This window comes from Arthrobacter sp. AIWTK1 (genome assembly GCF_056680535.1).
In genome coordinates this window covers 3463975-3489176 of record NZ_CM155287.1, presented here as the reverse complement: position 1 = coordinate 3489176, position 25202 = coordinate 3463975, and the positions used below count along the sequence as shown (strand labels likewise).

Annotated in this window: 23 protein-coding genes; 15 read left to right on the top strand and 8 right to left on the bottom strand. The window is 67.3% G+C overall.

Annotated elements, in window-relative coordinates; all coding sequences use genetic code 11:
• Positions 1-32 precede the first annotated feature (32 nt).
• The 6 genes from AC1MDG_RS15990 to AC1MDG_RS15965 all read left to right on the top strand — a co-directional run bounded on the left by AC1MDG_RS15990 (position 33) and on the right by AC1MDG_RS15965 (position 7477).
• On the top strand, positions 33-1778 hold the full coding sequence (locus AC1MDG_RS15990; protein WP_479805057.1) for a nitrite/sulfite reductase: 1746 nt from the start codon (positions 33-35) through the stop codon (positions 1776-1778).
• Complete coding sequence (locus AC1MDG_RS15985) at positions 1775-2554, top strand: phosphoadenylyl-sulfate reductase (RefSeq protein WP_479805056.1); 780 nt, start codon at positions 1775-1777, stop codon at positions 2552-2554. The genes AC1MDG_RS15990 and AC1MDG_RS15985 overlap by 4 nt, the downstream gene beginning before the upstream one ends.
• Positions 2551-3621: a sulfate adenylyltransferase subunit CysD gene (gene cysD / locus AC1MDG_RS15980; RefSeq protein WP_479805054.1), complete on the top strand. Its 1071-nt coding sequence runs from the start codon at positions 2551-2553 to the stop codon at positions 3619-3621. Before AC1MDG_RS15985 ends, cysD begins: the two co-directional genes overlap by 4 nt.
• Positions 3621-5042 (top strand): sulfate adenylyltransferase subunit 1, encoded by a 1422-nt coding sequence (locus tag AC1MDG_RS15975; protein WP_479805052.1) that lies wholly within the window; start codon positions 3621-3623, stop codon positions 5040-5042. Before cysD ends, AC1MDG_RS15975 begins: the two co-directional genes overlap by 1 nt.
• A 105-nt stretch (positions 5043-5147) precedes the next feature.
• Positions 5148-6314 (top strand): RtcB family protein, encoded by a 1167-nt coding sequence (locus AC1MDG_RS15970; protein ID WP_479805051.1) that lies wholly within the window; start codon positions 5148-5150, stop codon positions 6312-6314.
• 152 nt (positions 6315-6466) lie between these two features.
• The gene (locus AC1MDG_RS15965; protein ID WP_479805049.1) at positions 6467-7477 is read left to right on the top strand and encodes a GTP pyrophosphokinase; all 1011 of its coding nucleotides are present in this window, start codon (positions 6467-6469) and stop codon (positions 7475-7477) included.
• Between the two features lie 30 nt (positions 7478-7507).
• Here the strand turns inward: AC1MDG_RS15965 and AC1MDG_RS15960 are convergent, their stop codons facing one another.
• The gene (locus AC1MDG_RS15960) at positions 7508-7834 is read right to left on the bottom strand and encodes a GYD domain-containing protein (RefSeq protein ID WP_479805047.1); all 327 of its coding nucleotides are present in this window, start codon (positions 7832-7834) and stop codon (positions 7508-7510) included.
• Between the two features lie 220 nt (positions 7835-8054).
• On the opposite strand from AC1MDG_RS15960, the gene AC1MDG_RS15955 reads away from it, so the two are divergent.
• The 5 genes from AC1MDG_RS15955 (at position 8055) to AC1MDG_RS15935 (ending at position 13990) form a co-directional block, all read left to right on the top strand.
• The gene (locus AC1MDG_RS15955; protein ID WP_479805046.1) at positions 8055-9212 is read left to right on the top strand and encodes an ABC transporter substrate-binding protein; all 1158 of its coding nucleotides are present in this window, start codon (positions 8055-8057) and stop codon (positions 9210-9212) included.
• 44 nt (positions 9213-9256) lie between these two features.
• The gene (locus tag AC1MDG_RS15950) at positions 9257-9982 is read left to right on the top strand and encodes an ABC transporter ATP-binding protein (protein ID WP_043483399.1); all 726 of its coding nucleotides are present in this window, start codon (positions 9257-9259) and stop codon (positions 9980-9982) included.
• The gene (locus tag AC1MDG_RS15945; protein WP_144406441.1) at positions 9972-10937 is read left to right on the top strand and encodes an ABC transporter permease; all 966 of its coding nucleotides are present in this window, start codon (positions 9972-9974) and stop codon (positions 10935-10937) included. The genes AC1MDG_RS15950 and AC1MDG_RS15945 overlap by 11 nt, the downstream gene beginning before the upstream one ends.
• A 210-nt stretch (positions 10938-11147) precedes the next feature.
• The gene (gene cobA / locus AC1MDG_RS15940) at positions 11148-12404 is read left to right on the top strand and encodes a uroporphyrinogen-III C-methyltransferase (protein ID WP_479805043.1); all 1257 of its coding nucleotides are present in this window, start codon (positions 11148-11150) and stop codon (positions 12402-12404) included.
• A gap of 122 nt (positions 12405-12526) precedes the next feature.
• Entirely contained in the window at positions 12527-13990 is a 1464-nt protein-coding gene (locus AC1MDG_RS15935; RefSeq protein WP_479805042.1) for an FAD-dependent oxidoreductase, read from the top strand.
• Between the two features lie 83 nt (positions 13991-14073).
• Here AC1MDG_RS15935 and AC1MDG_RS15930 read toward each other — a convergent pair whose 3' ends face one another.
• The 3 genes from AC1MDG_RS15930 to AC1MDG_RS15920 are packed head-to-tail and all read right to left on the bottom strand — an operon-like array spanning position 14074 to position 15676.
• On the bottom strand, positions 14074-14514 hold the full coding sequence (locus AC1MDG_RS15930; protein WP_479805040.1) for an SRPBCC family protein: 441 nt from the start codon (positions 14512-14514) through the stop codon (positions 14074-14076).
• A gap of 41 nt (positions 14515-14555) precedes the next feature.
• Complete coding sequence (locus AC1MDG_RS15925; RefSeq protein ID WP_479805038.1) at positions 14556-15383, bottom strand: DUF1206 domain-containing protein; 828 nt, start codon at positions 15381-15383, stop codon at positions 14556-14558.
• Between the two features lie 2 nt (positions 15384-15385).
• The gene (locus tag AC1MDG_RS15920) at positions 15386-15676 is read right to left on the bottom strand and encodes a hypothetical protein (protein WP_479805036.1); all 291 of its coding nucleotides are present in this window, start codon (positions 15674-15676) and stop codon (positions 15386-15388) included.
• Positions 15677-15769: 93 nt separating this feature from the next.
• On the opposite strand from AC1MDG_RS15920, the gene AC1MDG_RS15915 reads away from it, so the two are divergent.
• Positions 15770-16315: a hypothetical protein gene (locus tag AC1MDG_RS15915; RefSeq protein WP_043483381.1), complete on the top strand. Its 546-nt coding sequence runs from the start codon at positions 15770-15772 to the stop codon at positions 16313-16315.
• Positions 16316-16372: 57 nt separating this feature from the next.
• Here AC1MDG_RS15915 and AC1MDG_RS15910 read toward each other — a convergent pair whose 3' ends face one another.
• The 4 genes from AC1MDG_RS15910 to AC1MDG_RS15895 all read right to left on the bottom strand — a co-directional run bounded on the left by AC1MDG_RS15910 (position 16373) and on the right by AC1MDG_RS15895 (position 21092).
• A complete protein-coding gene (locus AC1MDG_RS15910) occupies positions 16373-17488 on the bottom strand; it encodes an AI-2E family transporter (RefSeq protein WP_479805035.1) in 1116 nt (371 codons plus the stop codon).
• Positions 17489-17665: 177 nt separating this feature from the next.
• A complete protein-coding gene (locus AC1MDG_RS15905; RefSeq protein WP_479805034.1) occupies positions 17666-18346 on the bottom strand; it encodes a FadR/GntR family transcriptional regulator in 681 nt (226 codons plus the stop codon).
• On the bottom strand, positions 18343-19572 hold the full coding sequence (locus AC1MDG_RS15900) for an MFS transporter (RefSeq protein ID WP_479805032.1): 1230 nt from the start codon (positions 19570-19572) through the stop codon (positions 18343-18345). Before AC1MDG_RS15900 ends, AC1MDG_RS15905 begins: the two co-directional genes overlap by 4 nt.
• Before the next feature lie 77 nt (positions 19573-19649).
• Positions 19650-21092 carry a PucR family transcriptional regulator gene (locus AC1MDG_RS15895; RefSeq protein WP_043483371.1) on the bottom strand — a complete coding sequence of 481 codons (1443 nt, stop codon included), beginning with the start codon at positions 21090-21092 and terminating at the stop codon, positions 19650-19652.
• A gap of 168 nt (positions 21093-21260) precedes the next feature.
• Between AC1MDG_RS15895 and AC1MDG_RS15890 the strand changes: the two genes are divergently transcribed.
• The 3 genes from AC1MDG_RS15890 (at position 21261) to AC1MDG_RS15880 (ending at position 25176) form a co-directional block, all read left to right on the top strand.
• Positions 21261-22691: a gamma-aminobutyraldehyde dehydrogenase gene (locus tag AC1MDG_RS15890; RefSeq protein WP_479805030.1), complete on the top strand. Its 1431-nt coding sequence runs from the start codon at positions 21261-21263 to the stop codon at positions 22689-22691.
• A 51-nt stretch (positions 22692-22742) separates the two neighbouring features.
• Complete coding sequence (gabT, locus tag AC1MDG_RS15885; protein ID WP_043483368.1) at positions 22743-24098, top strand: 4-aminobutyrate--2-oxoglutarate transaminase; 1356 nt, start codon at positions 22743-22745, stop codon at positions 24096-24098.
• Between the two features lie 208 nt (positions 24099-24306).
• Positions 24307-25176, top strand: a complete 870-nt coding sequence (locus tag AC1MDG_RS15880; protein WP_479805028.1) for a universal stress protein — start codon at positions 24307-24309, stop codon at positions 25174-25176.
• Positions 25177-25202 lie beyond the last annotated feature (26 nt).

The window sequence follows — 25202 nt, the reverse complement described above, 5'->3', positions numbered from 1 at the left end:
GGCGGCTTTCGGGTGGGACCTACAGTCGATGCATGACTGATACAGCTCTAGCCGGAGCGTCCGCGGACTCCGCTGCCGCCAAGCGACCCGCACGCGCCAACCGACCGGCAGCGAAGCCGCACGGACAGTGGAAGGTTGACGGCACCACGCCGCTCAACGCCAACGAAACCTGGAAGCAGGAGGACGACGGCCTCAACGTCCGCGAGCGTATCGAGTCCATCTACTCCAAGGACGGCTTCGACTCCATCCCGGGCCAGGACCTGCACGGCCGCTTCCGCTGGTGGGGCCTCTACACGCAGCGCAAGCCCGGGATCGACGGCGGCAAGACCGCCACGCTGGAGCCGCACGAGCTTGAGGACAAGTACTTCATGCTCCGGGTCAGGATCGACGGCGGTGCGCTCACCACCGAGCAGCTGCGCGTGATCGGCAACATCTCCGTGGACTTCGCCCGGGACTCCGCCGACCTCACCGACCGCCAGAACATCCAGCTGCACTGGATCCGGGTGGAGGACATCCCCGAGATCTGGAACCGGCTGGAAGGCGTCGGCCTGTCCACCACCGAAGCCTGCGGCGACGTCCCCCGCGTCATCCTGGGCTCGCCCGTGGCCGGCATCGCCAAGGACGAGATCATCGACCCCACCCCGCTCATCGAAGAGCTGGGGGAGCGGTTCATCGGCAACCCGCTGCTGTCCAACCTGCCGCGCAAGTACAAGACCGCCATCACCGGCCACCCCAGCCAGGACGTAGTGCACGAGATCAACGACTTCGCCCTGGTGGGCGTCAAGCACCCCGAACTCGGCATCGGCTACGACCTCTGGGCCGGCGGTGCACTCTCCACCAACCCCATGCTGGGCAAGCGCCTCGGCGCCTTCGTTACGCCGGAGCAGGCAGCCGACGTGTGGCTCGGCGTCACCAGCATCTTCCGCGATTACGGCTACCGCCGCATGCGCACCAAGGCGCGCCTGAAGTTCCTGATGGCCGACTGGGGCCCGGAGAAGTTCCGCCAGGTCCTCGAGGACGAATACCTCGGCTACAAGCTGGCCGACGGCCCCGCCGCACCCAAGCCGTCCACCCCGGGCGACCACGTGGGCGTGCACGAACAGAAGGACGGCAAGTTCTTCATCGGCGCCACCCCGATCGCAGGCCGCCTCTCCGGCGCGCAGCTGGTGAAGCTCGCAGACACCCTCGAAGCCCGCGGCTCGTACCGCCTGCGCACCACGCCGCACCAGAAGCTGGTGGTGCTGGACGTCCCCAAGGACGAGGTTGAACCGCTGGTGGCCGAGCTCGACGTCCTGGGCCTCTCCGCCCGGCCGTCCGTGTTCCGCCGCGGCACCATCGCCTGCACCGGCATCGAATACTGCAAGCTGGCCATCGTGGAAACGAAGGTCACCGCCGCAACCGCCGTGGCCGAGCTGGAACGCCGCCTCGCCGACCTCTCGGAGAGCGGCCAGCTGCCCCACGCCCTGTCCCTTCACATCAACGGCTGCCCCAACTCCTGCGCCCGCATCCAGACCGCGGACATCGGCCTTAAGGGCATGATGCTGCCAACGCCCGACGGCGACCCCACCCCCGGTTTCCAGGTCCATCTGGGCGGCGGGCTGGCTTCCTCCACCCGCGAAGAGGCCGGCCTCGGACGCACCGTCCGCGGCCTCAAGGTCTATGTCGAGGACCTGCCCGACTACGTGGAACGCGTGGTGCGGAAGTTCGTGGCCGAGCACGCCGACGGCCAGACCTTCGCCGAGTGGGCCCACGCCGCCGATGAGGAGGACCTGCAATGAGCAAGCACGCATTGGGAGTCGATCCGGTGGTTGAGCCCGCCGAAACCCAGGTCTCGACGGGATCGACCACCGGAAAGCTCCGTTCCCACGATGAGCTCAAGGCCATCGCCGAGGCCGGCGCCGCCGAGCTCGGCTGGGATGCCCCCGCCCGCGACGTCATCGCCTGGGTGGCCCGGAACTTCGAGCTGCCCGCCGTGGCGGTGGCCTGTTCCATGGCCGACGCCGTCCTGCCGGCCCTCGTGGCCGACCAGCTTCCCGGCGTCGACGTCCTCTTCCTGGAGACCGGCTACCACTTCCCGGAAACCTACGCCACGCGCGACGAGGTGGCCGCAAACCTCCGAGTCAACGTGGTGGACGTCCTTCCGGAGAGCACCGTGGAGCAGCAGGACCGCCTCCTCGGCAAGGACCTCTTTGCCCGCGACCCCGCCCAGTGCTGCGCCCTCCGCAAGGTGGCCCCGCTCCGGCGCACCCTGTCCGGCTACGAACTGTGGTTCACAGGCGTGCGCCGCGACGAAGCCCCCACGCGCACCAACACCCCGCTGATCACCTGGGACGAGGCCAACGGCCTGGTCAAGGTGAACCCGGTGGCGGCCTGGAGCTTCGACCAGCTGGTGCAGTACTCCGACGACAACCTCCTTCCCGTCAACCCGCTGCTTTCACAGGGCTACCCGTCCATTGGCTGCCAGCCCTGCACACGCAAGGTAGCGCCCGGCGATGACCCCCGCGCCGGCCGCTGGGCAGGAACCGACAAGACAGAATGCGGACTACACGTATGAGCATCGAAACCACCAACGAGGACCTGGAGCTGTCTGTGCTGGAACTTGACGCTGATGAGACGCCGACTGCCGCCCAGGGAGTGGCATCGGGCCTGTCGGAGCCGCGCGCTGGGCTGATCGAAGATCAGCCGCGCGGCGAAGGGGCGGGGGCGGCAGTCGGCGTCTCAGCCTCAACGCGCCTATCCAGCCTGGACACCCTCGAGTCCGAGGCCATCCACATCATCCGCGAAGTGGTCGCCGAGTTCGAGAAGCCTGCGCTGCTCTTCTCCGGCGGCAAGGACTCCGTGGTGATGCTGCACCTGGCCACCAAGGCGTTCTGGCCGGGCAAGGTCCCCTTCCCGGTGCTGCACGTGGACACCGGCCACAACTTCCCCGAGGTCATCGACTTCCGCGACCGCACCGTGGAGCGCCTGGGCCTGAAGCTGGTTGTCGGCTCCGTCCAGGAGTTCATCGACAGCGGAGAACTGGCCGAGCGTGCCGACGGCACCCGCAACCCGCTGCAGACCGTCCCGCTGCTGGACGCGATCCAGCGCAACAAGTTCGACGCCGTCTTCGGCGGCGGCCGCCGCGACGAGGACAAGGCCCGTGCCAAGGAGCGCATCCTGAGCCTCCGCGACGAATTCGGCCAGTGGGACCCGCGCAACCAGCGCCCCGAGCTGTGGAACCTCTACAACGGCCGCCACACGGTGGGCCAGCACGTCCGCGCGTTCCCCATCAGCAACTGGACCGAGCTGGATGTGTGGCGCTACATCGAGCGCGAAAACATCGATCTGCCCGGCCTGTACTACGCCCACGACCGTGAGGTCTTTGCCCGCGACGGCATGTGGCGCGCCGTGGGCGAGGTTTCCCAGCCCCGCCCCGACGAGGAAGTCATCACCAAGACCGTCCGCTACCGGACCGTGGGTGACATGTCCTGCACCGGCGCTGTTGAATCCGCCGCCGCCACGGTGCGCGACGTCGTCATTGAAGTTGCCGCCTCCACCATCACCGAACGTGGCGCCACCCGTGCGGATGACCGCATCTCCGAGGCCGCCATGGAAGACCGCAAGAAGGATGGCTATTTCTAATGAGCACCGAAATCGATACAGCCCGCGCGGCTGCCCTTCTTGACGAGGCCCCCCTCGCGCACGCCTCGCTGTTCCGCTTCGCCACCGCCGGATCGGTCGACGACGGCAAGTCCACTTTGGTGGGCCGCCTCCTTCATGACTCCAAGGCGATCCTTGCAGACCAGCTCGACGCCGTTGCCCGCACCTCCGCGGACCGCGGCTTCGGCGGTTCTGCCGGCGGGATCGACCTGGCACTGCTGACCGACGGCCTCCGTGCCGAGCGTGAGCAGGGCATCACCATCGACGTCGCCTACCGCTACTTCGCCACCGACCGCCGCAGCTTCATCCTGGCCGACTGCCCCGGGCACGTGCAGTACACCAAGAACACGGTGACCGGCGCGTCCACCGCGGACGCCGTCGTCGTACTCATCGACGCCCGCAAGGGTGTCCTGGAGCAGACCCGCCGGCACCTCTCCGTGCTGCAGCTGCTCCGCGTGGCGCACGTGATTGTCGCCGTGAATAAGATCGACCTGGTGGACTTCAGCGAGGCCGTGTTCCGCGAGATCGAGGCCGACGTGCAAAAAGTCGGCCGCGAGCTCGGGCTCGGTGCGGACGGCATTGCCGATCTGCTGGTCATCCCGGTTTCCGCGCTCGACGGCGACAACGTGGTGGAGCGCTCGGAGCGCACCCCCTGGTACACCGGCCCGGCGCTGCTCGAGGTACTCGAGACGCTGCCTGCCGCGGACGAACTGGAAAGCCACCTGGAGAGCTTCCGCTTCCCGGTGCAGCTCGTCATCCGGCCGCAGGGCGCACTGGCTCCCGACGCGGTTGCCGGCGGACTCGACGTCGAGAAATACCGCGACTACCGTGCCTACGCCGGGCAGATCACCGAAGGCTCGGTGAAGGTGGGGGACAAGGTCAGCGTGCTGACCCCCGGCCAGGACCCGCGCACCACCACGGTGACGGGCATCGACTTCGCGGGCGCCGAGCTCACCGAGGCCGTGGCACCGCAGTCCGTGGCCATCCGCCTGGCTGACGAGTTCGACGTCGCCCGCGGTGACACGATCGCCGCCGCCGGCACCGTCCGCGAAGCCTCCGCAGACCTCTACGCGGCACTGTGCTGGCTGTCCCCGAAGCCGCTCCGTGAAGGCGCCAAGGTGCTGGTCAAGCACGGCACCCGCACGGTGCAGGCCCTGGTCCGGAGCGTCAGCGGCAAACTGGACCTCGCCACCTTCAAGCTTGAGGGCGCGTCCAGCCTGGAGCTCAACGACATCGGCCACGCGCAGCTCCGGCTCGCCGCCCCGCTGCCGCTGGAGAACTACCTGCACCACCGCCGCACCGGCGCGTTCCTGGTGATCGATCCGCTGGACGGTAACACCCTCGCCGCCGGCCTGGTCAACGACCACCCGGGCGACCACGAGGACGAGCGCTACAGCATCTGATTCACGAAAACCGCGGCTTGTTCGCAGATCCGGACCTTCACGGTCAGGTCTCGCGAAGAAGCCGCGGTTTTGTCGTTTCGTATCCTTATCGGTGGGAGGCGAAACGTGGAGACCATCAACAGCAAGCTGCTCAACTGGGCCTCGATCCTGGACGACAAGACCCGCGAGCAGGCCCTGAAGACGTCACGGCTGCCCTTCATTTATCCGCACCTGGCGCTGATGCCGGACGCCCACCTGGGCATAGGCGCCACCGTGGGCTCCGTAATCCCCACCCTGCACGCGGTCATTCCTGCCGCCGTCGGAGTGGACATCGGCTGCGGCATGATCGCCGTCCGCACCCAGTACTCGCTGGCGGACCTGCCGAAGGACCGGAAGAGGCTGCGCGAGGACATTGAACGGGTCATTCCGCTCTCGGCCGGCCACAACAACAGGAACGTCCTGGCCTCAGCGGAGCCGCGGATCGCCGAGCTGCGGAAGCTGGCAGCCGACGCCGGCTTCAACCCCGCCCAGTACATGGAAAAATGGCACCTCCAGCTGGGCTCGCTGGGCTCGGGCAACCATTTCATCGAGGTGAGCGCGGATGAGACAAACGCGGTGTGGCTGTTCCTGCATTCCGGCTCGCGCGGCGTCGGCAACAAGATCGCGCAGCATCACATCGGCGTTGCCCGGGACATGGCGGCAAAGAAGCACATCCGCCTGCCAGACCCGGACCTGGCCTACTTGGAGGAAGGCACGCCGGAGTTCAGACGGTACATCGAGGAACTGCGCTGGGCCCAGCACTTCGCCCTGCTGAACCGCGAGGAGATGATGGACCGCGTGATCGCCAGGTTCCGGAACTGGGTGGGCGGCCCGGTGAAGGAGCTGGAGCGGATCAATTGCCACCACAACTTCACCCAGCAGGAGACGCACTACGGCAAGTCCGTCTGGGTTTCGCGGAAAGGTGCCATCAAGGCCGGGGCCGGGGATCCCGGATTCATTCCAGGTTCCATGGGGACGGCGTCCTACGTGGTGGAAGGGCTGGGCAACCCGGCGTCACTCAATTCCTCGCCCCACGGTGCCGGCCGGGAGTACTCGCGGACAGCGGCGCGCAAGGCCTTCTCGCTGGCCGAGCTGAAAAGGGCCATGCAGGGGATCGAATTCCGTGCCACCGAGGCCTTCATTGACGAGATTCCGGCGGCGTACAAGCCCATTGACGTCGTGATGCGCGACGCGCGGGACCTGGTGAGGATCCGCCACACCCTCCGGCAGCTGATCAACGTCAAAGGGGATTGAGCAGGGCCTCCACGGCACAGGGACGATGGTTTCCTGCGGTTCGTTTCGGCTGACGGGGCCGCGGCAGTAGCTGAAACCGGCGCCCTTGGATACTCTGCTTGATAGATGCGCCGCGCGGTGATCCGGGTGACGGGTGATCTGAGGGGGAACGGTTGGAAGATCATGAGTCGGTTGTTGCCAGCTCCCTGGAGCAATACAGCGCGCTGCTGCCCCGGCTGAACGAGGCCTCGGAAGCAATAGAGCACGCCATCCGCGCCCGGCTCCGGGATGACGGCCTCAACCACCACACCGTGCAGGCCCGGGTCAAGGACCCCGGCTCGGTCAAGGGAAAGCTGGACCGGATCACCGCGGACGGCAGATTCAAGTATCAACGCGGACTCGAACAGCTCGACGACCTGATCGGCGTCCGGGTCATCATGTTCCTGGAGCCGGACATCGCGGACGTTGCCACGGCACTCAAGGGGCAGTTCAGGTGCCGCGAGGACGACGACAAAACGAGCTCCCAGCGGCGGAACGGCCAGATCGGCTACGCCGGCCGGCATCTCATCCTCGAAGTCCCTGCCGAGAACGTTCCCGTGGGATGCCAGACCTACGTCGGGGAGCGCTTCGAGGTCCAGATCCGGACCGTGCTGCAGCACGCGTGGGCCGCCTTCGAACATGACATCCGCTACAAGGGCCTGTCCGAGGCCAACGCGGAGGTGGACCGCGCGTTCACCATGGCCTCAACCCTGATCGAACTCGCGGACGCCCAGTTCTCCGCGATCAACGACATCGTCAAACGCCGCCAGGCCGAGAGCACAGCCGAGTTCGCCGCCAACCCCGCCGCGACCGAGCTCACCGGGGACATCCTCCAGGACATGCTGGCCCGGCTGCTGTCCGAACACCCCAGGAGCCAGGCCCGGCAGTACGGCTGGCTGGGGGACCTGCTGGCGGCCAACGGCGTGCGGACCGTGGCCGACGCCGAGGAACTCTTCGGTGCCGCCGACTGGTCCGGCGTGGCCAAGCGAATGGACTACAAGTTCCCCGCGGGGCACGTCAGGATTGCCGACGATTTCCTGCTGAAGACGTGGGGCGTGGACTACATTGCGCGCACCAAATCCCTGGGCGACGACCCCAAACGGGAGGCCAAGCTGACATACCGGCTGGAGCGCATGCAGGACTGAGCCGGCCCGAACCGCCGCTGCCCTGAACCGCTAGGTGCCCGGAGGCTTGTACTTGATCTCATCGGCCTTGCGAAGTGCCTCCAGTGTTTCGTCGACGGTCAGGAGCACCGTCGTTTCGAATGAGCTCAGCGCGCCGCCCCCGCTGATCGCCAGTGCCACCGCCGCCATGGACACATTGTCCGGGGCCTCCCACAGGTTGAAACCGTCGTGGGAACCGAACGCGTACCAGAAGCCGTGGAGCTTACCGCCGACGGATTCGATGTAGGCCTGGGCGGCTTTCCTGCGATCTTCAGGGTTGCTGATCAGCCTTGCCCAGGTTTCGGGTGTGTAGCTGAACTTCGACAGATAGAGGGGCATCGTCTCGTCCTTTCCCTTTTGCCGATGGTGCCGATGGAGCCGGTCCAGCAAGAATGGCAGCCTGCCGCCCGGCCAGCAATGGCCGTGGCCCCGAAACCGCCGCCGCCCTGGCGGGAATAGCCTTGCCCTGTGTTTCGCGAATATGACGCTGCATGAACGCGCGTGACCCCCCGTTTCCGAGTCATTGAACCTCGTTTATGACACTCCCTATGGTGAAACAATGACAAGTCCCCAGCCCGGAATGACCCGCATCGTGGCAGGAGAGAGCAGGAACCCACAGCGCAAGCGCGCAGTCGAGGTTCTGGTTGCCCTCGGCCTGGTGCTGCTCATTGCCGCCGGTGCCGTGGTGGCGTCAACGCTGTCCCGTAATCCCTCCGCCGAGGCAGCGGCCCCCATGCCTGCCGCGGAGTTGAAGCTGGGGTACTTCGGCAATGTCACGCACGCCCCGGCGCTGGTCGGGGTGAAGGAAGGCTTCATCGCCAGGAGCCTGGGCGGGACCAAGCTGAGCACGCAGGTGTTCAACGCCGGTCCGGCCGCGATCGAGGCGCTGAACGCCGGGGCGATCGATGCCACGTATATCGGCCCGAACCCGGCGATCAATTCGTTCGTGAAGAGCCAGGGCGAGTCCGTCAGCATCATTGCCGGTGCCGCGGCCGGCGGGGCGCAGCTGGTGGTGAAGCCGGAGATCGGCTCGGCCTCGGATTTGAGGGGCAAGACCCTGTCCACGCCGCAGTTGGGCGGGACCCAGGATGTGGCGCTGCGGGCGTGGCTGGCCGGCCAGGGGTACAAGACCAACACTGACGGCAGCGGCGACGTGGCGATCAACCCGACCGAGAACGCGCAGACCCTGAAGCTGTTCCAGGACGGCAAGCTGGACGGTGCGTGGCTGCCGGAGCCGTGGGCCTCGCGGCTGGTGCTGCAGGCGGGCGCCAAGGTCCTGGTGGACGAGAAGGACCTGTGGGACGGGTCGCTGACCGGCAAACCGGGCGAGTTCCCCACCACCATCCTGATCGTGAACAGGAAGTTCGCCGCCGATCACCCGGACACCGTCAAGGCCCTGCTGAAGGGCCACGCCGAGTCCGTGGCCTGGCTCAACAACACACCGGCCGCGGAAAAGGCGAGCGAGCTGAATGCTGCCCTGAAGGAATCCGGAGGTGCCGAACTCCCGGCCGACGTCATCGACCGGTCACTGCAGAACATCGTGTTCACCGTGGACCCGCTGGCCGGGGCCTACAAGAAACTGCTTGAGGACGGCGTGAAGGCCGGCACCACCAAGCAGGCGGACATCAACGGGATCTTCGACCTCGCCGCCCTGAACAGCGTCACCGCCCAAACCGGGGGCAGCCCGGTCTCCGCCGCCGGCCTCGGCAACGACTAACCCCAAAGCACCACCTCCAGCCCCCTCAACGTAAGGACAGGACCATGCCAGTCGTACTGGAAAACCTGGGCAAACGCTTCGGCGACGGCGCCCCGGTGCTGGACGACGTCAACGCCAGCATCGCCCAAGGCGAGTTCGTCGCCCTCCTCGGCGCCTCCGGCTGCGGCAAGTCCACCCTGCTGAACATCATGGCGGGACTGGAACTCCCGACGTCGGGCGCCCTTGAAGTCCCCAGCGACGGCGCTGCCTTCATGTTCCAGGACGCCGCGCTCTTCCCATGGCTGACGGCGCGGGAGAACATCGAGCTCGCCCTGAAGCTGCGCGGCGTGGGCAAGGCCGAGCGGCGCACCAAAGCCAACGAACTCCTGGACCTGGTCCACCTGGGCGGAGCCGGCGACAAGCGCCCCCACGAACTCTCCGGCGGCATGCGCCAGCGCGTCTCGCTGGCGCGATCGCTGGCGCAGGACCGGCAGCTGCTGCTCATGGACGAGCCGTTCGCCGCCCTGGACGCCATCACCCGCGACCTCCTGCACGACGAACTGGAACGGATCTGGAAGGAAACCGGCCGCACCATCGTTTTTGTGACGCACAACGTCCGCGAAGCGGTCCGGCTGGGCCAGCGGGTGCTCCTGCTGTCCTCACGCCCCGGCCGCGTCGTCCAGGAATGGAACGTCACCGAGGAACACCGAACCGACGCCGGACTTGCCGGACAGCTGACCGGGGTCATTACCGCCCGGCTGCGAGAGGAGATCCGCCGCCATGCCAAGTAACCCGACACCCCTGGCAGAAGCCCCCGTAAGCGGGGAGGCAGCCGGCCCCGTGCCCGAAACCCGCAAAGTACACGCGGCACTGACACGGTCCTCCACGGGCAACGAGGACCTGCGCGAGCTTGAATCCGGCCTTGATTCCCTGCAGTCGGACGCTGCCCGCGCGGCGCGCATCGACTGGAGCCGCATCCTGCTTCCCGTCGCGGCGCTCGTGGTCCTGGTGCTGGTGTGGCAGTTCTATGTTTCGCTCGGCTTCAAGCGCCGGGACCTGGTGCCCGGGCCAATGGACGTACTGGGGCAGTTCGGCACCCTGTGGGCCGAGGGGTCCCTGCAGGAAGCCGTCTGGACGTCGCTGCAGCGCGGCATTGCCGGCTTCCTGATCAGCGTGGTCATTGCGACCCCGATCGGACTCCTGCTGGCACAGGTCGCCCCGCTGCGCCGCGCCTTCGGTCCGCTCATCTCCGGGCTGCAGGTGCTGCCGTCCGTGGCCTGGGTGCCCGCGGCCATCATCTGGTTCGGCCTCACGGATGCCACGGTGTACTTCGTGGTGTTCATGGGCGCCATCCCGTCCATCATCAACGGGCTGATTTCCGGCGTGGACCAGATCCCGCCGCAGTACCGCAGCGTGGGCACCGTCCTGGGCGCCAACCGGCTGCAGATGGCCCTGCAGATCGTCCTTCCGGCCGCGTTGCCGGGCTACCTGAGCGGTTTGAAGCAGGGCTGGGCGTTCTCCTGGCGGTCCCTCATGGCGGCGGAAATCATCGCGGTGGGCGGCACCATCGGCTTCGGTCTGGGGTCCATGTTGAACCAGGGCCGCGACCTCGCCGACATGACGATCGTGATGTCTGCCATCCTGCTGATCCTGGCCGTGGGCATCCTGATCGAACTGCTGGTGTTCGCACCGATTGAAAAGCGCCTCCTCCGGCGCCGCGGCCTCCTTGCCGGCAGCACCCGCTAGGGTCGGGCCGCACCAGTCAACCCGCGCAGAACCAAACAGTAGAGCCCGACGGCGAGTCCCGCCGTCGGGCTCTGCTCTTGGCTTTTGCGGGGGCGGCGTCGGGTATGTGGCCCCCGGGGGTCCACCAGCAATGTGACGCAGCGTTACCTTACGTGAACTGGTGTTTCCGCGCCGTTGTTCCGGTATATGACGCGGCCCTATCGTCGATTCATGGCAATTCAGGATATTTACCCCACGGCACTGCGCCTGCTGGGCCGCCCCGTACTGGTGGTGGGCGGCGGGCCGGTGGCCACGCGCCGCGCCAAAGGGCTGCTCGACGCCGGTGCCCGGGTAACCGTGGTTGCCCCCCTCGCCTCCGCCGGACTTGAGGAACTGGCCGACGCCGGCCTCATCACCTGGGAGCAGCGCACCTACCGCACGTCCGACGTCGACGGCGCCTGGTTCGTCCAGACGGCCACCGGCGATTCCGTGGTGGACGCCCGGGTCTCGGCCGACGCAGAGGCGCAGCGCATCTGGTGCGTCAACGCGTCGGACCACGAAGCCTCCGCCGCCTGGACCCCCGCCGTCGCCGTGGTGGACGACGTGCAGATCGCCGTCAACGCCGGGGGAGACCCGCGCCGCGCCATGGCCCTCCGCGACGCCGTGGCCACCGCGCTGGAAACCGGCGACCTTCCGCTGCGCCGCCAGCGGGCCCACCGGGGAAGCGTAGCCCTCGTGGGCGGCGGACCCGGCGACACCGGGCTCATCACCGTCCGCGGCCGCAGGCTCCTGGGCCAGGCCGACGTCGTGGTGGCGGACCGCCTGGGCCCCCGCGAGCTACTGAACGAACTCGCCCCGGACGTCCGCGTTATCGAGGTGGGCAAGACCCCCGGGCACCATCCCGTGCCGCAGGCCGAGATCAACCGCATCCTCGTCGACGAAGCCCTGGCCGGCCACCGCGTGGTCCGGCTCAAGGGCGGCGACCCCTACGTCCTGGGCCGCGGCGGCGAGGAAGCCGAGTTCTGCCGGCAGCACGGCGTCGAGGTTGAAGTGGTCTCCGGCGTGACTTCCGCGATATCCGTGCCCGCGGCAGCCGGCATCCCTGTGACGCACCGCGGCTTGGCCAAGGGCTTCAGCGTGGTCACCGGCCACGAGGAACTCTCCGAGGTCCCGGCCCGCGCGGACCACACCATCGTGCTGCTGATGGGAGTGGGCCAGCTCCGCGAATCCGCCGCTGCACTGGCCGATGCCGGTTTGCCTCAGGACACTCCAGTTGGCATCGTTGAGAATGGCTATTTGCCCAACCAGCGCGTGACCATCGGCACTGTCGGTTCCATCGCTGACCAGGCCGAGGCCACCGGCGTCGCGAATCCCGCGGTGATCGTGATCGGCGACGTTGTCCGCGTCAGCCCGTTCGCGCCGTCGCACTTCAAGACCGCCGACTACAGCACCACCACCCCGAACCAGCCCCGCGTACTGACCAAGTAGCCCGAAGACCCGCAGCCCCGTAGCCCCTTCCCAACTAAGTAGCAGTAAGTGTCGTTTTGAGCCGTCATAACGACATCTGCTGCTACCTAGTTGGGCCCGTGACAGAAAAAAGGAACACAGCCGTGTCAACTAGCACCACCGTAGGTTCTGCCGCCCGCCCGCTCCGGGTCGCCGTCGTGGGTTCCGGCCCCGCCGGCGTATACGCCGCCGACATCCTCACCAAGAGCGAAGCCGTCAAGAGCGGCGAGCTGACCGTGAGCATCGACCTCTTTGACCGCTACCCGGCGCCCTACGGACTGATCCGCTACGGCGTGGCCCCGGACCACCCGCGCATCAAGGGCATCGTCAACGCCCTGCACAAGGTCCTGGACCGCGGCGACATCCGGTTCTTCGGCAACGTGGACTACGGCACGGACCTTTCCATCGAGGACCTCCGCACCCACTACGACGCCGTCATCTTCGCCACCGGTGCCATCAAGGACGCGGACCTGAACATCCCCGGGATCGAACTCGAGGGCTCCTACGGCGGCGCGGACTTCGTCTCCTGGTACGACGGCCACCCCGACGTGTCCCGCGAATGGCCGCTGGATGCCAAGGAAATCGCCGTGATCGGCAACGGCAACGTGGCCCTGGACGTGGCCCGCATGCTCTCCAAGCACGCCGACGACCTCCTGGTCTCTGAAATCCCGGACAACGTCTACGCCGGCCTCAAGTCCTCGCCCGTGACGGACGTGCATGTCTTCGGCCGCCGCGGCCCCGCCCAGGTGAAGTTCACCCCGCTGGAACTGCGCGAACTGGCCCACTCCAAGGATGTGGACATCATCCTGTACCCGGAGGACTTCGAGTTCGACGAGGAATCAGACCGCCAGGTCCAGAGCAACAACCAGACCAAGACCATGGTTGGCACGCTCACCAACTGGATCGCCGAGCAGCCGGAAGATCTTTCCGAGCTCACGGCCTCCCGCCGCCTGCACCTGCACTTCCTGCACAGCCCGGTTGAGGTGTACGACGACGCCGAGACCCCCGGCCGCGTAGCCGGCATCAAGTTTGAGCGCACCGAGCTGGACGGCACGGGCAACGCCCGCGGCACCGGCGAGTTCGTGGACTACCCGGTCCAGGCCGTCTACCGCGCGATCGGCTACTTCGGTTCCGCGCTGCCCGAGGTGGAGTTCGACCACAAGAAGGGTGTTGTACCGAACGACGGCGGCCGCGTCCTGGACGCCGCCGGCAGCCACGTGCCGGGCATCTACGCCACCGGCTGGATCAAGCGCGGCCCGGTGGGCCTGATCGGCCACACCAAGGGTGACGCCCTGGAGACCGTGACCTACCTGCTCGAAGACCGCGCGAACCTGCCGCTCGCCGCTGCGCCGGCACCGGACGCCGTCGTCGAACTGCTGGAAAACCGCGGCGTGAAGTACACCAGCTGGGAAGGCTGGCTGGCACTGGACGCGCACGAGCGCGCCCTCGGCGAGAAGGCCACCGAGACCGGGTCCCACGGCGTGGAGGTTGCACGCGAACGGGTCAAGGTTGTGCCGCGCGAGGACATGGTGTCCATCTCCCGCGACGGAGTGGCCGCCCAGGTCTAGCCGCGCCCTTCTTCAGCGCGAACTGGCAGCTTATGACGCAAACCACGCGGTTGACGTCATTAGCTGCCAGTTCGCGCTTTGGTTTAAGTCCCCGCGCCGCCCGCGGCCATGAGCTCCAACCGGTTCAGCGTTTCGGTGTTCCGGACCGTGATCAGCGGGTCCCGGACGAACTTGGGGACCCACAGGCCCGGCCCTTTGACGGCGTCCTCGGCGATGGTCACTTTGCATCCGGCTTCCTCGGGCTCCAGCGTGATCACCACTTTGGCCTCGCCGAGGGGCCAGCCGCGTGCCAGCAGTTCGATGGACTTGCCCGGATCCGACGCCGTCACTGTGGTTTTGTCGTTGATCAGCAGCGGCCACGCCCCGACCGAGTGGTGCAGCACCGCGTCGGCAGCAGGCCACAGTGCGTCCACATCCCTGATCCGTGATGCACCCACTACCCACCCCGAGTAGAGCCATCCGTTGGCGATGACGTTCCAGACGTCGGCCGGGGGAGTGAGGAAACGCTTCGAAACAGTAGCCATGTTGTGCTCGCTTTCTGCTGGGGACTGCGGGTTGCGCCGGCCTACATCCGGCCGAATCTTGCCCGGACCAGGGCAAACAGTCCGTAGCTGATGAGGCCGGCCGCAATGGCCGCCAGGAGGTAAGGCCCGGCCGGGTGGTCCCGCAGCGCCTTGAGGCTGCCGTCCAGCCCGGTCGATTCGCCCGGACGGTTGGTGGCGGCTGCCACGACGAACAGCAGTCCCGCCAGGATGAGGGCGACGCCCTTCGCCACATGGCCGGCGACGCCCAGCCCGCTGATCATGCGCCCGCGCCTGGTTCCCTCGAAATGGTGCAGTTCCTCCTTGAACTGCTTCCGGACGCCCTTGACGATGAAGTAGATTCCGACGCCGATCACCGTCAGCCCCAGCGCAATGAGCGCCGGAACCCCCAGGGGTCCGCGGACCAGGGCTGTGCTGAGGTCCCTTGTGGAATCGCCCGAGTCCCCGCGCTGTCCCACCGCGAACCCTGCGAAGGTGAGCCCCACACTGCCGTAGGCCACGGCCAGGAAACCGGATGAGACCAGCTTGCCGAGACGCTGGCCTGCAGGAAGGTGGCGGGCCCTGAGGGTGGCTTCGCTGAGCTGCCACAGCGCCAGGCCCGCACAGCCGGTCAGCCCGGCCCACATCACGGCGGGACCCCACGGGTTCGCGGCCAGCTGCTCGATGGCTCCCGTGGGCTCGGCCTGACCGGGCTGGCCCAGCGCCAAGGCGATGGCGATGGCCCCGATCACAATGTGCAGCAGGGCCATCACGGCAAAACCGGAACGGGCGACGACGTCCAGCGCTTTGGTGTTCGACACCGCCTCGGCCGCATCGGCGGCTTCGCCCAGGGCCGTATCTTCTTCCGCCATCGTTAGCCGTTCATGGGGCCTTCGGCATGGACCTCATCGGCGCCCGGGCCGGTAAGTTTCACCGTGCAGCGGACAATGAGCTGCTCCGGTGCCGTGTGGACATCCGACAGAGTGTCGCCCGGGTTGATGACCGTGTACGTTTCGGTGCCCTCTTCGACGCCGAAGCCCCGGGAGACGGCGTCCTGGGTGGCGTTGGCCAGGGCGTCGCGGCGCAGTTCGTCCAGACACGCCTCGTCTCCGGACCGTGAAAGGTCACCAAAAGCCCAACCGAAAAGCGTTCCGGACCCGTTCATATCGCTGATTTTACGCATCATCCACCCTACCAAGATATTGATAAGTGTGCTTACTATAGCCTCGCTATCCGTACTCACGTTAGGAAGATCATCATGGCAGGAAATCTTGTTGCCCGCTCCATTCACGACCTGACCGCGGGCGCGTGGTTCGGGGGTTCGCTCATGGGTGCGATCGGACTTAACGGGGCCGCCGCCGCGGCCAAGGATCCAACCGAGCGCACCAGGCTCTCCAGCCTGGGCTGGAAGAAGTGGGCGCCCGTGCAGGCCGGCGCGTTTGCGGCGCACCTGCTGTCAGGCTTGGCCATCACCTGGGAGAACAAGGGCCGCACGGCGGCGCAGGAAGGTGTGGCCGGCCTCAACGTTTACAAGACGGCGGTTACGTTGGCCGGCGCCGCCGTTACGCTGTACGCCGGGATCCTGGGCAGCAAGGTGGAGAAGCTCGCCGGTGAAGGCGCCGAAGGCGCAACCGAACCGAAGCGGGGGGCTTCGGACGAACTCAAGTCGGCCCAGAAGCAGCTGAAGATCCTGCAGTGGGCCATCCCGGTCTTTGCCGGCTGGGTCATCGTCCTGGGTGCACAGCACGGCGAAATGCAGCGGCCGAAGAACGTTCTGCAGGGCCTGCTGCACCGTTCCAGCTAGGGGCCATCGGCCGGATCCCGGGCGCCAGTCAGACCTGCCCGGCTGGCGCCCAGCCGGTCAGGCCCGGCTGGCGTCCGCAGCGGCAAGGTCGGGGTCCGGGTCCTTGCTGTCCGTTGTCCAGACCTGGATGATCGCCCAGACCACGGCGGCCAGCGGAACCGAAAGCACGGCGCCGATGATGCCGGCAAGGATGGTTCCTGCTGTCAGCGCCAGCAGGATGACCAAAGCATGCAGCTGCAGGGACTTGCCCATGACCACCGGCTGAAGCAGGTTACCCTCAAGCTGGTTGACGGCGATCACCACAATCACCACAATCAGCGCCACCACGGGCCCGTTGGCCACGAGCGCCACCAGCGCCGCGAGGATGCCCGCCACCGTGGCTCCCACGATCGGGACGAACGCGCCGATGAAGACGATGATGGCCAGCGGGATGGCCAGCGGAACCTGCAGGATCAGCAGCGCAGAGCCGATGGCCACGGTGTCCACGAGGGCAACGATGGCCGTGCCGCGCACGTAGTCACCCAGGACCTGGATGGTTCGTGCGCCCGACCGGCGCAGCTTGGCCTCGCGGGCGCCGGTGTAGGGCCGCAGGAAGAAGTTCCAGATCCCGGTCCCGTCCTTGAGGAAGAAGAACAGGATCACCACCATCAGGCTGGCCCCGGCGAGGAACTCAGTGATGACGGATAGCCCGGTGATGGCTCCGGAGCGGACCTGGCTGCTGGCGGCAAAATCCACAATGGCTGCCCGGGCCTGCTCGATCTGCTCTCCGTCCACGGGAATGGGGCCGTTGAGCAGGAAGGACTGCAGTTCGTCCAGGCCGGATGACGCCTGGCTGGCCAGTTCACCCCACTGGCTGCGGATGGAGGCAACAATGACCGTTGTGACGCCGGCCAGTACGGCGAGCAGGGCCACAAAAGCCACAGCCGTTGCCGCCGAGCCGGGCAGGCCCCGCCGCTTCAGGAGGTTGACGAACGGCGCAATAGCAGCTGCCAGGATCAGGGCGATCAGCACGGGAATGACCAGGAGCCGGATCTGCAGCAGCGCGAAGACGGACACCACCACCACGGTGAGGACCAGCAGGATCTGGGCCGAGCGAACGCCCACCCTGCCCAGGCCGTCTGCCCAGGGGTCCGGGCGTTTGCCGTCCACAGTGATGTCGACTGATCTGGCCATGGGGTACTCCAATTCGTCAGCGTGCAAGAACGGGACGCCCGATCCGGCTGAGGCCGGGATGGGAACTCCCCAAACAGCTAAGCCTACTGATTTACCGGGCCTCCCGCTGGGCGGCGGCCAGGGCCTCCCGCTGGGCGGCCGCAGCCCTGGCCTCCCGCTGGGCGGCGGCAGCCCCGGCTACACCCCGAGCCACTCCGCGCAGGAGTTCAGGTTCCGGTTGACGCTGTCCACGGCAGCGGCTTCATCGTGCGCCTCGATGGCTTCCACCAGCTCGCCGTGCCCTTCGTCGGGTAGTCCGTTGAAGCCGCTGCGGCGCTGCTGCCGAAGCAGGTCCGCGTGGAACACGCCGCCGAAGCTCACGTACAGCTCGTGCAGCAGCGGATTCCCGGATGCCTGCGCCACCAGAACATGGAAGTCCCAGTCGGCGCGTGCCCAGGCGGCGTAGTCCTCGGAGTTCCAAGCAGCGTGGCGCTCCGTGAGCAGGGCCTTCATGGCGGCAAGGTGTTCCGGCTTGGCGTTGCGGGCTGCCAGCCGGGCCGCCTGGGTGTCCAGGCCTATGCGGACCTCGAGGATGTGTTCCTGGGTGTGGTCCTTGTACATCCGCTGCGCAGCGCCGGAGATCTCGCTGGTTGCCCGGACGTAGGTGCCGTCGCCGCGGCGGACTTCCAGCATTCCGCTGTGGGCCAGCGCCTTGATGGCCTCGCGCAGGGTGCCCCGGGATACGCCCAGCCGGGCCATCAGTTCGGGCTCGGCGGGGATCTTCTGCTGCAGCTTCCATTCGCCGGAGTGGATCATTCCGCGGAGCTTGTCCGTGATTTCGTCGGCCAGTACGGGCCGGTGCGAAGCTGTGAGGGTCATGGCCGGGTCCTTGCCGTCAGTAGGTGCCCCACCACGATCTGGGCCAGGGCGATGGCGAGCAGCAACACCAAGGGTACCGTCCAGCCGCCCGTGGCGCTGTGCAGCAGGCCCATGCCGAACGGACCCGCCGTGGCGAGCAGGTAGCCCACTGACTGTGCCAGCGTGGACATGGCGGTGGTTTCCGCCGTCGTGCGCCCGCTGCGGCTGATCATCACCATGACCAGCGGGAAGATGCCCAGGCCGAACCCCAGCAGCACTGCCGGGACGGCGGCCAGCGTGGCAGGCAGCAGCATCAGGGCGGTAATGCCCAGGACCATGGTGACGCTGGCGAGGTAGAACGCCGGGCGCAGCATCCGCGGCCGGGATCCTATAGCGATCAGCACCATGCCTGCGGGCACGGAGATCAGCTGCATCAGTCCGAACATCAGCCCGCTGTCCGTTGCCGTCAGTCCGGTGGTGGTGAGCATGTACGGGAACCAGCTGAGCACGGCGTAGGCGAGCAGTGCCTGAAGCGTGAAGATTGCGGTGAGCAGCGCGCCCGTGCGGGTCCGCAGGAGCGGCCACGGGGAAACGTTGGTGCCCCGGCCCGGCGCGGCATTCCGGTGTGCGTGGAGGGCCACCGGCAGGAAGCCCAGGAAGGCGGCCACGGAGAGCAGGCCGATGGCACCCAGTCCCGCCGACGCAGAACCAAGCATCTGGGCAACCGGAACCACCAGCACGGCCGTGACCGTGGCGCCCGTGGTCATGGTGACCGTGTAGAGCGCCGTCATGAGGGACGTGCGGTGCGCGTAGTGCTCGCGGATGAATGACGGCATGGCTACGTTGCAGACGGCGAGCCCGGACATGCCCACCACCGTCCCGGCCAGCAGCATGCCGGTGGACGGGATGCCGCGCAGCAGCAGTCCCGCGGCCAGCATTCCCAGCGAGAGCAGGATGGCTTTTTCCACGCCCATCCGGCGCGTCAGCCAGGACGTGGCCGCGCCGGCCACCGCAAAGCACAGGGTGGGAATGGAAGGGATGACGGCGGCGATGAACGCCCCGTAGCCCAGGACTTCCTGGAGGTCGTGGAGCAGGGCGGCGGCTCCGGTGATGCCGGCGCGAAGGTTCAGCCCGATCAGCACCACGGCAACAATCCCGAGGACGACGACGGCGCGCGGCCGGGCTGCGCCGGTCCGTGCGGCGGGTGGGGTGTCAGTTCCGGGAGGTGCCGTCGTCGTGGTTGCCATACTTAAACATTAGACGTTAGACGTTTGATGTTTGTAAAGATGTGGCAGGGATCTCCGGAGGGCCCGGCCGCCGCCTCCTACCGCTGCTGGCGGTGGTTCAGCCGCTGCACGGCCAGTGCCAGCCAGAGCTGCACGCGGTCCTGGGTCTGGGCGGGGTCGTAGCCGGTCAGTTCGGTGATCTGTGCCAGCCGGTACCGGACGGTGTTGCGGTGCAGCGTCAGCGCTTCGGCGACGGCGGCCACCGAGCCGTTGTTGTTCAGGTAGCTTTCCAGCGTGGCCATCAGCTCGGCCCCGTGCAGGGCGTCGAAGTTCCGAAGCGGGTTGAGGGACTCGTTCGCCATGTCCGCCAGCGGCACGTCCTCGCTGGCCAGCAGCAGCGACGTCAGGCTGAGCCGTTCGGGCTCGTTGACGGGCAGCCCGTGGCTTGCCGCGTCGCGCGCCTCGAAGTAGCTCCAGCGCAGCCCGTTGGGTTTGGTGTAGGCGCCGCCGATGCCGATCGTGGCGTGGATGCCGGCCTCGGCAAGATGGTCGCTGAGGCCCTTGGCCAGCGCACTGGCACCGCTGCCGTCGTCCGTCACCACAACCACCAGGTCCTTCCCGACGACGGCAGTCACCCCGTGCTCCAACGGCCGCGGCACGGAGGAACTCGCCAGCTGCTTGGGGTGCGCCGCGGACTCGGCCAGCAGGACAACGTTTTTCCGGGTGCTGTTGACACCGATGCCGGCAAGCCGTCGGGACGCCTCGCTGGCCTCCAGGGTCCCGTGGATCACGTCCTCCAGGACCTGGCCGGACAGCGCCCGCTGGGCCTGCCGCTGCTTGACCATGTTGTTCAGTTCCACGCTGATCAGGTTCTGCGCGTACCCCACGATGCCGGAATCCTCGAAGGGCTGCCGGGCCCAGAGCGTGCAGGCGTCCCGCCGGCCGGTGGGGATGGGATAGGACGCCCAGGTGTCCGCAGTGGGTGCCGGGTTCCCGGGCACGCTGTTGTAGAGCTGCGCCGTGAACTGGGTCAGCACAATATCCGTGCGCAGCATGGAGCCGAGGTTCTTGAGGAGTTCGGAGAGGCCGCCGCCGGTCAGCAGGGCGCGGGCCAGGATCTGGTGGCCCGCAATGAGCCGTTCCAGCTTGGCGTAATGATCCGCCGACTGGGCATCCGCCACCAGCTTGGTGATCGCAATGAAGGGCGTCTCGTAGGGGACCTCCACCACGGGAAGGCCCCAGCGGTTGGCCTCGGCAATCAGTGCCGGCGGAACGGCGTCGTGCGTCAGCCCCACCCCGAAGCCGATCCCCACCGCGCCTGCCCGCTGCACCTGCCGCACGAAGCGGCGCTGCTCCGGGGCCGACTTCAGCCGCATGCCGGTGGTGAGCACCAGCTCGCCGCCGTTGAGGAAGCGCTGCGGGTCCTCCTGCTCGGTGACGGCGACCCAATGGATGTCCTGGTGCCACGTGGTTTCGGCGAGGCCGGATTTCACGAGCTGGAGCGACTGCACGCCCAGCAGGGCGGCGAGGGAAATTGCCATGAAATCAGGATAGCCGCGTGCTGGGCAACCGCACTAAAGGATTCCGGAGAAGGTGTGCAGGTGGCTATTCCCTGCGTATCGGCGCTGGCATAGGCTCGTGAGCAGTCGCAACACTGCGCCGGTTTTGGAACCGGCCGCAGACACCCCGCAGGAAAGAGGTTGAACACCGTGGTCCAAACCTTGCAGAACTTCATCAACGGCGAGTTCGTCACGCCCGCCGGCACCGGACTGCTGGACATCGTGAACCCCGCCACCGGCGAAGTGGTGGCGAAATCGCCCATCTCCGTGCAGGCCGACGTCGACGCCGCCATGACGGCGGCCAGCGAGGCATTCAAGACCTGGAAGCACGTCACCCCGGGCCAGCGCCAGCTCATGCTCCTCAAGCTTGCCGACGCCGTCGAGGCCAACAGCGACGAACTCGTCGAGGCCCAGCACCGCAACACCGGCCAGGTCCGCAGCCTCATCGCCTCCGAGGAAGTGGCCGCCGGCGCCGACCAGCTCCGCTTCTTCGCCGGCGCCGCCCGCATCCTCGAAGGCAAGTCCGCCGGCGAGTACTTCGAAGGCCACACCTCCTACGTGCGCCGCGAACCCATTGGCGTCGTGGCCCAGGTTGCCCCCTGGAACTACCCGTTCCTGATGGCCATCTGGAAGATCGGCCCCGCACTCGCCGCCGGCAACACCGTGGTGCTCAAGCCCTCGGACACCACGCCGGAATCCACCCTGGTCCTGGCCCGCCTCGCCGGCGGGATCTTCCCGGCAGGCGTCCTCAACGTGATCCTGGGCACCGGCGAAACCGGCGCCATGATGGTGGAGCACAAGGTCCCCGGCCTGGTTTCCATCACCGGATCCGTCCGCGCCGGCATCGCCGTCGCGTCGGGAGCGGCCAAGGGCCTCAAGCGCGCGCACCTGGAGCTCGGCGGCAAAGCCCCGGCCATCGTCTTCAAGGATGCCGACATCAAGAAGAGCGCCGCGGCCATCGCCGAATTCGCCTTCTTCAACGCCGGCCAGGACTGCACGGCCATCACCCGGGTGCTGGTGGAGGACTCCGTTCACGACGACGTCGTGGCAGCCATGTTGGAACACACCAAGACCCTGCACACCGGCTCGCAGAACGACGAAGACAACTACTTCGGCCCGCTGAACAACGTAAACCACTTCAACGCCGTCACGTCGGTGGTGGAGCACCTGCCGGAGAACTGCAAGATCGTTACCGGCGGCCACCGCGCGGGGGAGAAGGGCTTCTTCTTCGAACCGACCATCATCACCGGTGCCAAGCAGACGGATGACGTCGTCCAGAAGGAAACCTTCGGGCCGGTCATCACCGTCCAGAAGTTCAGCACGGAGGCTGAAGCCGTGGAGCTGGCGAACGACGTCGACTACGCCTTGGCGTCCAGCGTCTGGACCACCGACCACGGCACGGCCATGCGCGTCAGCCGCGACCTGGACTTCGGCGCGGTGTGGATCAACACCCACATCCTGCTGACCGCCGAGATGCCGCACGGCGGCTTCAAGCAGTCCGGCTACGGCAAGGACCTCTCCATGTACGGCGTCGAGGACTACACGCGCATCAAGCACGTGATGAGTGCACTCGACGCCTGATCCAGCTTCTTCCCACGCCTCATCCCCAGCTTTAAAGAAAGGGCTTCTCCCATGACCACCACCGCAAGTGACATCACCTACCGTCTCGAGCAGAAGCGCCGCGTCCAGGCGGACTTCCCGGGCCCCAAGTCCGTCGCCCTGACCGAACGCCGCAAGGCCGTTGTGGCTGCCGGCGTCGCCTCCAGCGTCCCCGTCTATGTTGCGGACGCCGACGGCGGCATCATCCACGACGTGGACGGCAACTCGTTCATCGACCTCGGCTCCGGCATTGCCGTGACCAGCGTCGGGGCGTCCGATCCCGCCGTCGTCGGCGCCGTGAAGGAAGCGGTGGAGCACTTCACCCACACCTGCTTCATGGTCACCCCGTACGAAGGCTACGTGGCCGTCGCCGAGCAGCTGAACCGCCTCACCCCGGGCGACCACGAGAAGCGCACGGTGCTGTTCAACTCCGGCGCCGAAGCCGTGGAAAACGCCGTCAAGGTGGCCCGCCTGGCCACCGGCCGTGACGCCGTCGTCGCCTTTGACCACGCCTACCACGGCCGTACCAACTTGACCATGGCGCTGACTGCGAAGGCCATGCCGTACAAAACCAACTTCGGCCCGTTCGCGCCCGAGGTCTACCGCATGCCGATGAGCTACCCGTTCCGCGAGGAAAACCCTGCGATCACCGGTGCCGAGGCCGCCAAGCGCGCCATCACCGCGATTGAGAAGCAGATCGGCGGCGAGCAGGTCGCCGCGATCATCATCGAACCGATCCAGGGCGAGGGCGGCTTCATCGTCCCGGCCGACGGCTTCCTGCCGGCCCTTGCCGCGTGGGCCAAGGAAAAGGGCATCGTCTTCATCGCCGACGAAGTCCAGTCCGGCTTCTGCCGCACGGGGGAATGGTTCGCCGTCAACCACGAAGGTGTTGTTCCGGACATCATCACCATGGCCAAGGGCATCGCCGGCGGCATGCCGCTGTCCGCCATCACCGGCCGCGCCGACCTGCTCGACGCCGTCCACCCGGGCGGTCTCGGCGGCACCTACGGCGGCAACCCGGTTGCCTGTGCCGCGGCCCTGGCGTCAATCGGCTCCATGGAGGAATACGACCTCAACGCCCGTGCCAAGCACATCGAGGAACTGGCCACCGCACGCCTCCGCGAACTGCAGGGTGAGGTGTCCGTCATCGGCGACATCCGCGGCCGCGGCGCCATGCTGGCCATCGAACTCGTGCAGGCCGGATCCAAGGAACCGAACCCGGAACTGACCAAGGCCGTTGCCGCCGCCTGCCTCAAGGAAGGCGTCATCATCCTCACCTGCGGCACCTACGGCAACGTGATCCGGCTGCTGCCGCCGCTGGTCATCGGCGACGAGCTGCTGATGGACGGCCTCGAGGTGCTGGCCGCCGCCATCAAGGCGCACGCCTAGCCAAGAATCTTTGCGAATGGAAGAGCCGCGGACCGACGGTCCGCGGCTCTTCTGTTGGTGCTGCTGCGGGAGCCAGGAAATCACCTCTGATTTGTGCCTGTGTGGGCTAGAGTCAGCAGTACCACTGCAGGAACGCAGACCGGCCGACGTCGCCCGGGCACCCCGGGCGAGGCTGGATTCTGCCCCAGACCCACAAAGGGGTTCACCCATGCGATACGTAGTTGGCTACACACCAAACGAGCGCGGCGCCGATGCAGTTGCCCTGGCGTCCGCATTAGCCCGGGCGCAGGGCGCGCAGCTCGACCTCGTCTATGTGGTGGACAAGGGACTGCACGTTGCGCACGAGGTGGCGAGCGGCCATGACCTCGCCCGCGAGCAGGCCGTGAAGGATGCGCAGCGCGAAGGGCTCGGCCTGGTCGCGGAGGACGTCCCCGTCGAATTTCACGTACGCCACGCGGAGTCGTTCGCTGCGGGCCTGATTGAAGCCGCGGTCGACATCGAAGCCGGCCTCATCGTGGTCGGCGCGGCAAGCAACGGTCTGTTCAAACGCCACACCATAGGCAGCGTGGCCAACGCACTGCTGCACGCTTCCCCGGTGCCGGTGGCGCTTGCCCCGCGCGGCTACCGCCGGACCGAGCCGATATCCCGGCTGACCCTCGCCGTCGGACAGCGGGCCGGTGCGGATGCCGCGATCGACGTCGCCATCGGATCCGCAGAGCGCCGCGGCGTCCCGCTGCGCATGGTGTCCCTGGTGGAACTGGACGCTGAAGGCGATCCGGGAGAAGTAGTCAACGCGGCTCACGTGCACGCGAACACCGTGCTCACCGAAGCCTCGCGCCGGCTCCCCGAAGGGCACATGGTCACGGTGGAGGTGGCCCACGGCCGCACCATCGAGGAGTGCATCGACGACCTTGACTGGGATGACGGTGAGATCCTGATCGTGGGATCCTCGCGCCTGGCCGAGCGGAACAAGCTATTCATCGGCAGCACGGCCAACAAAGTGCTCCGCGCGTTGCCGGTGCCCATGGTGGTCATCCCGCGCGAGTATGAGCGGGTGGACACCGCCATGGCCCCCTGACCCACTGGCTACTTGAGCGCGAACGG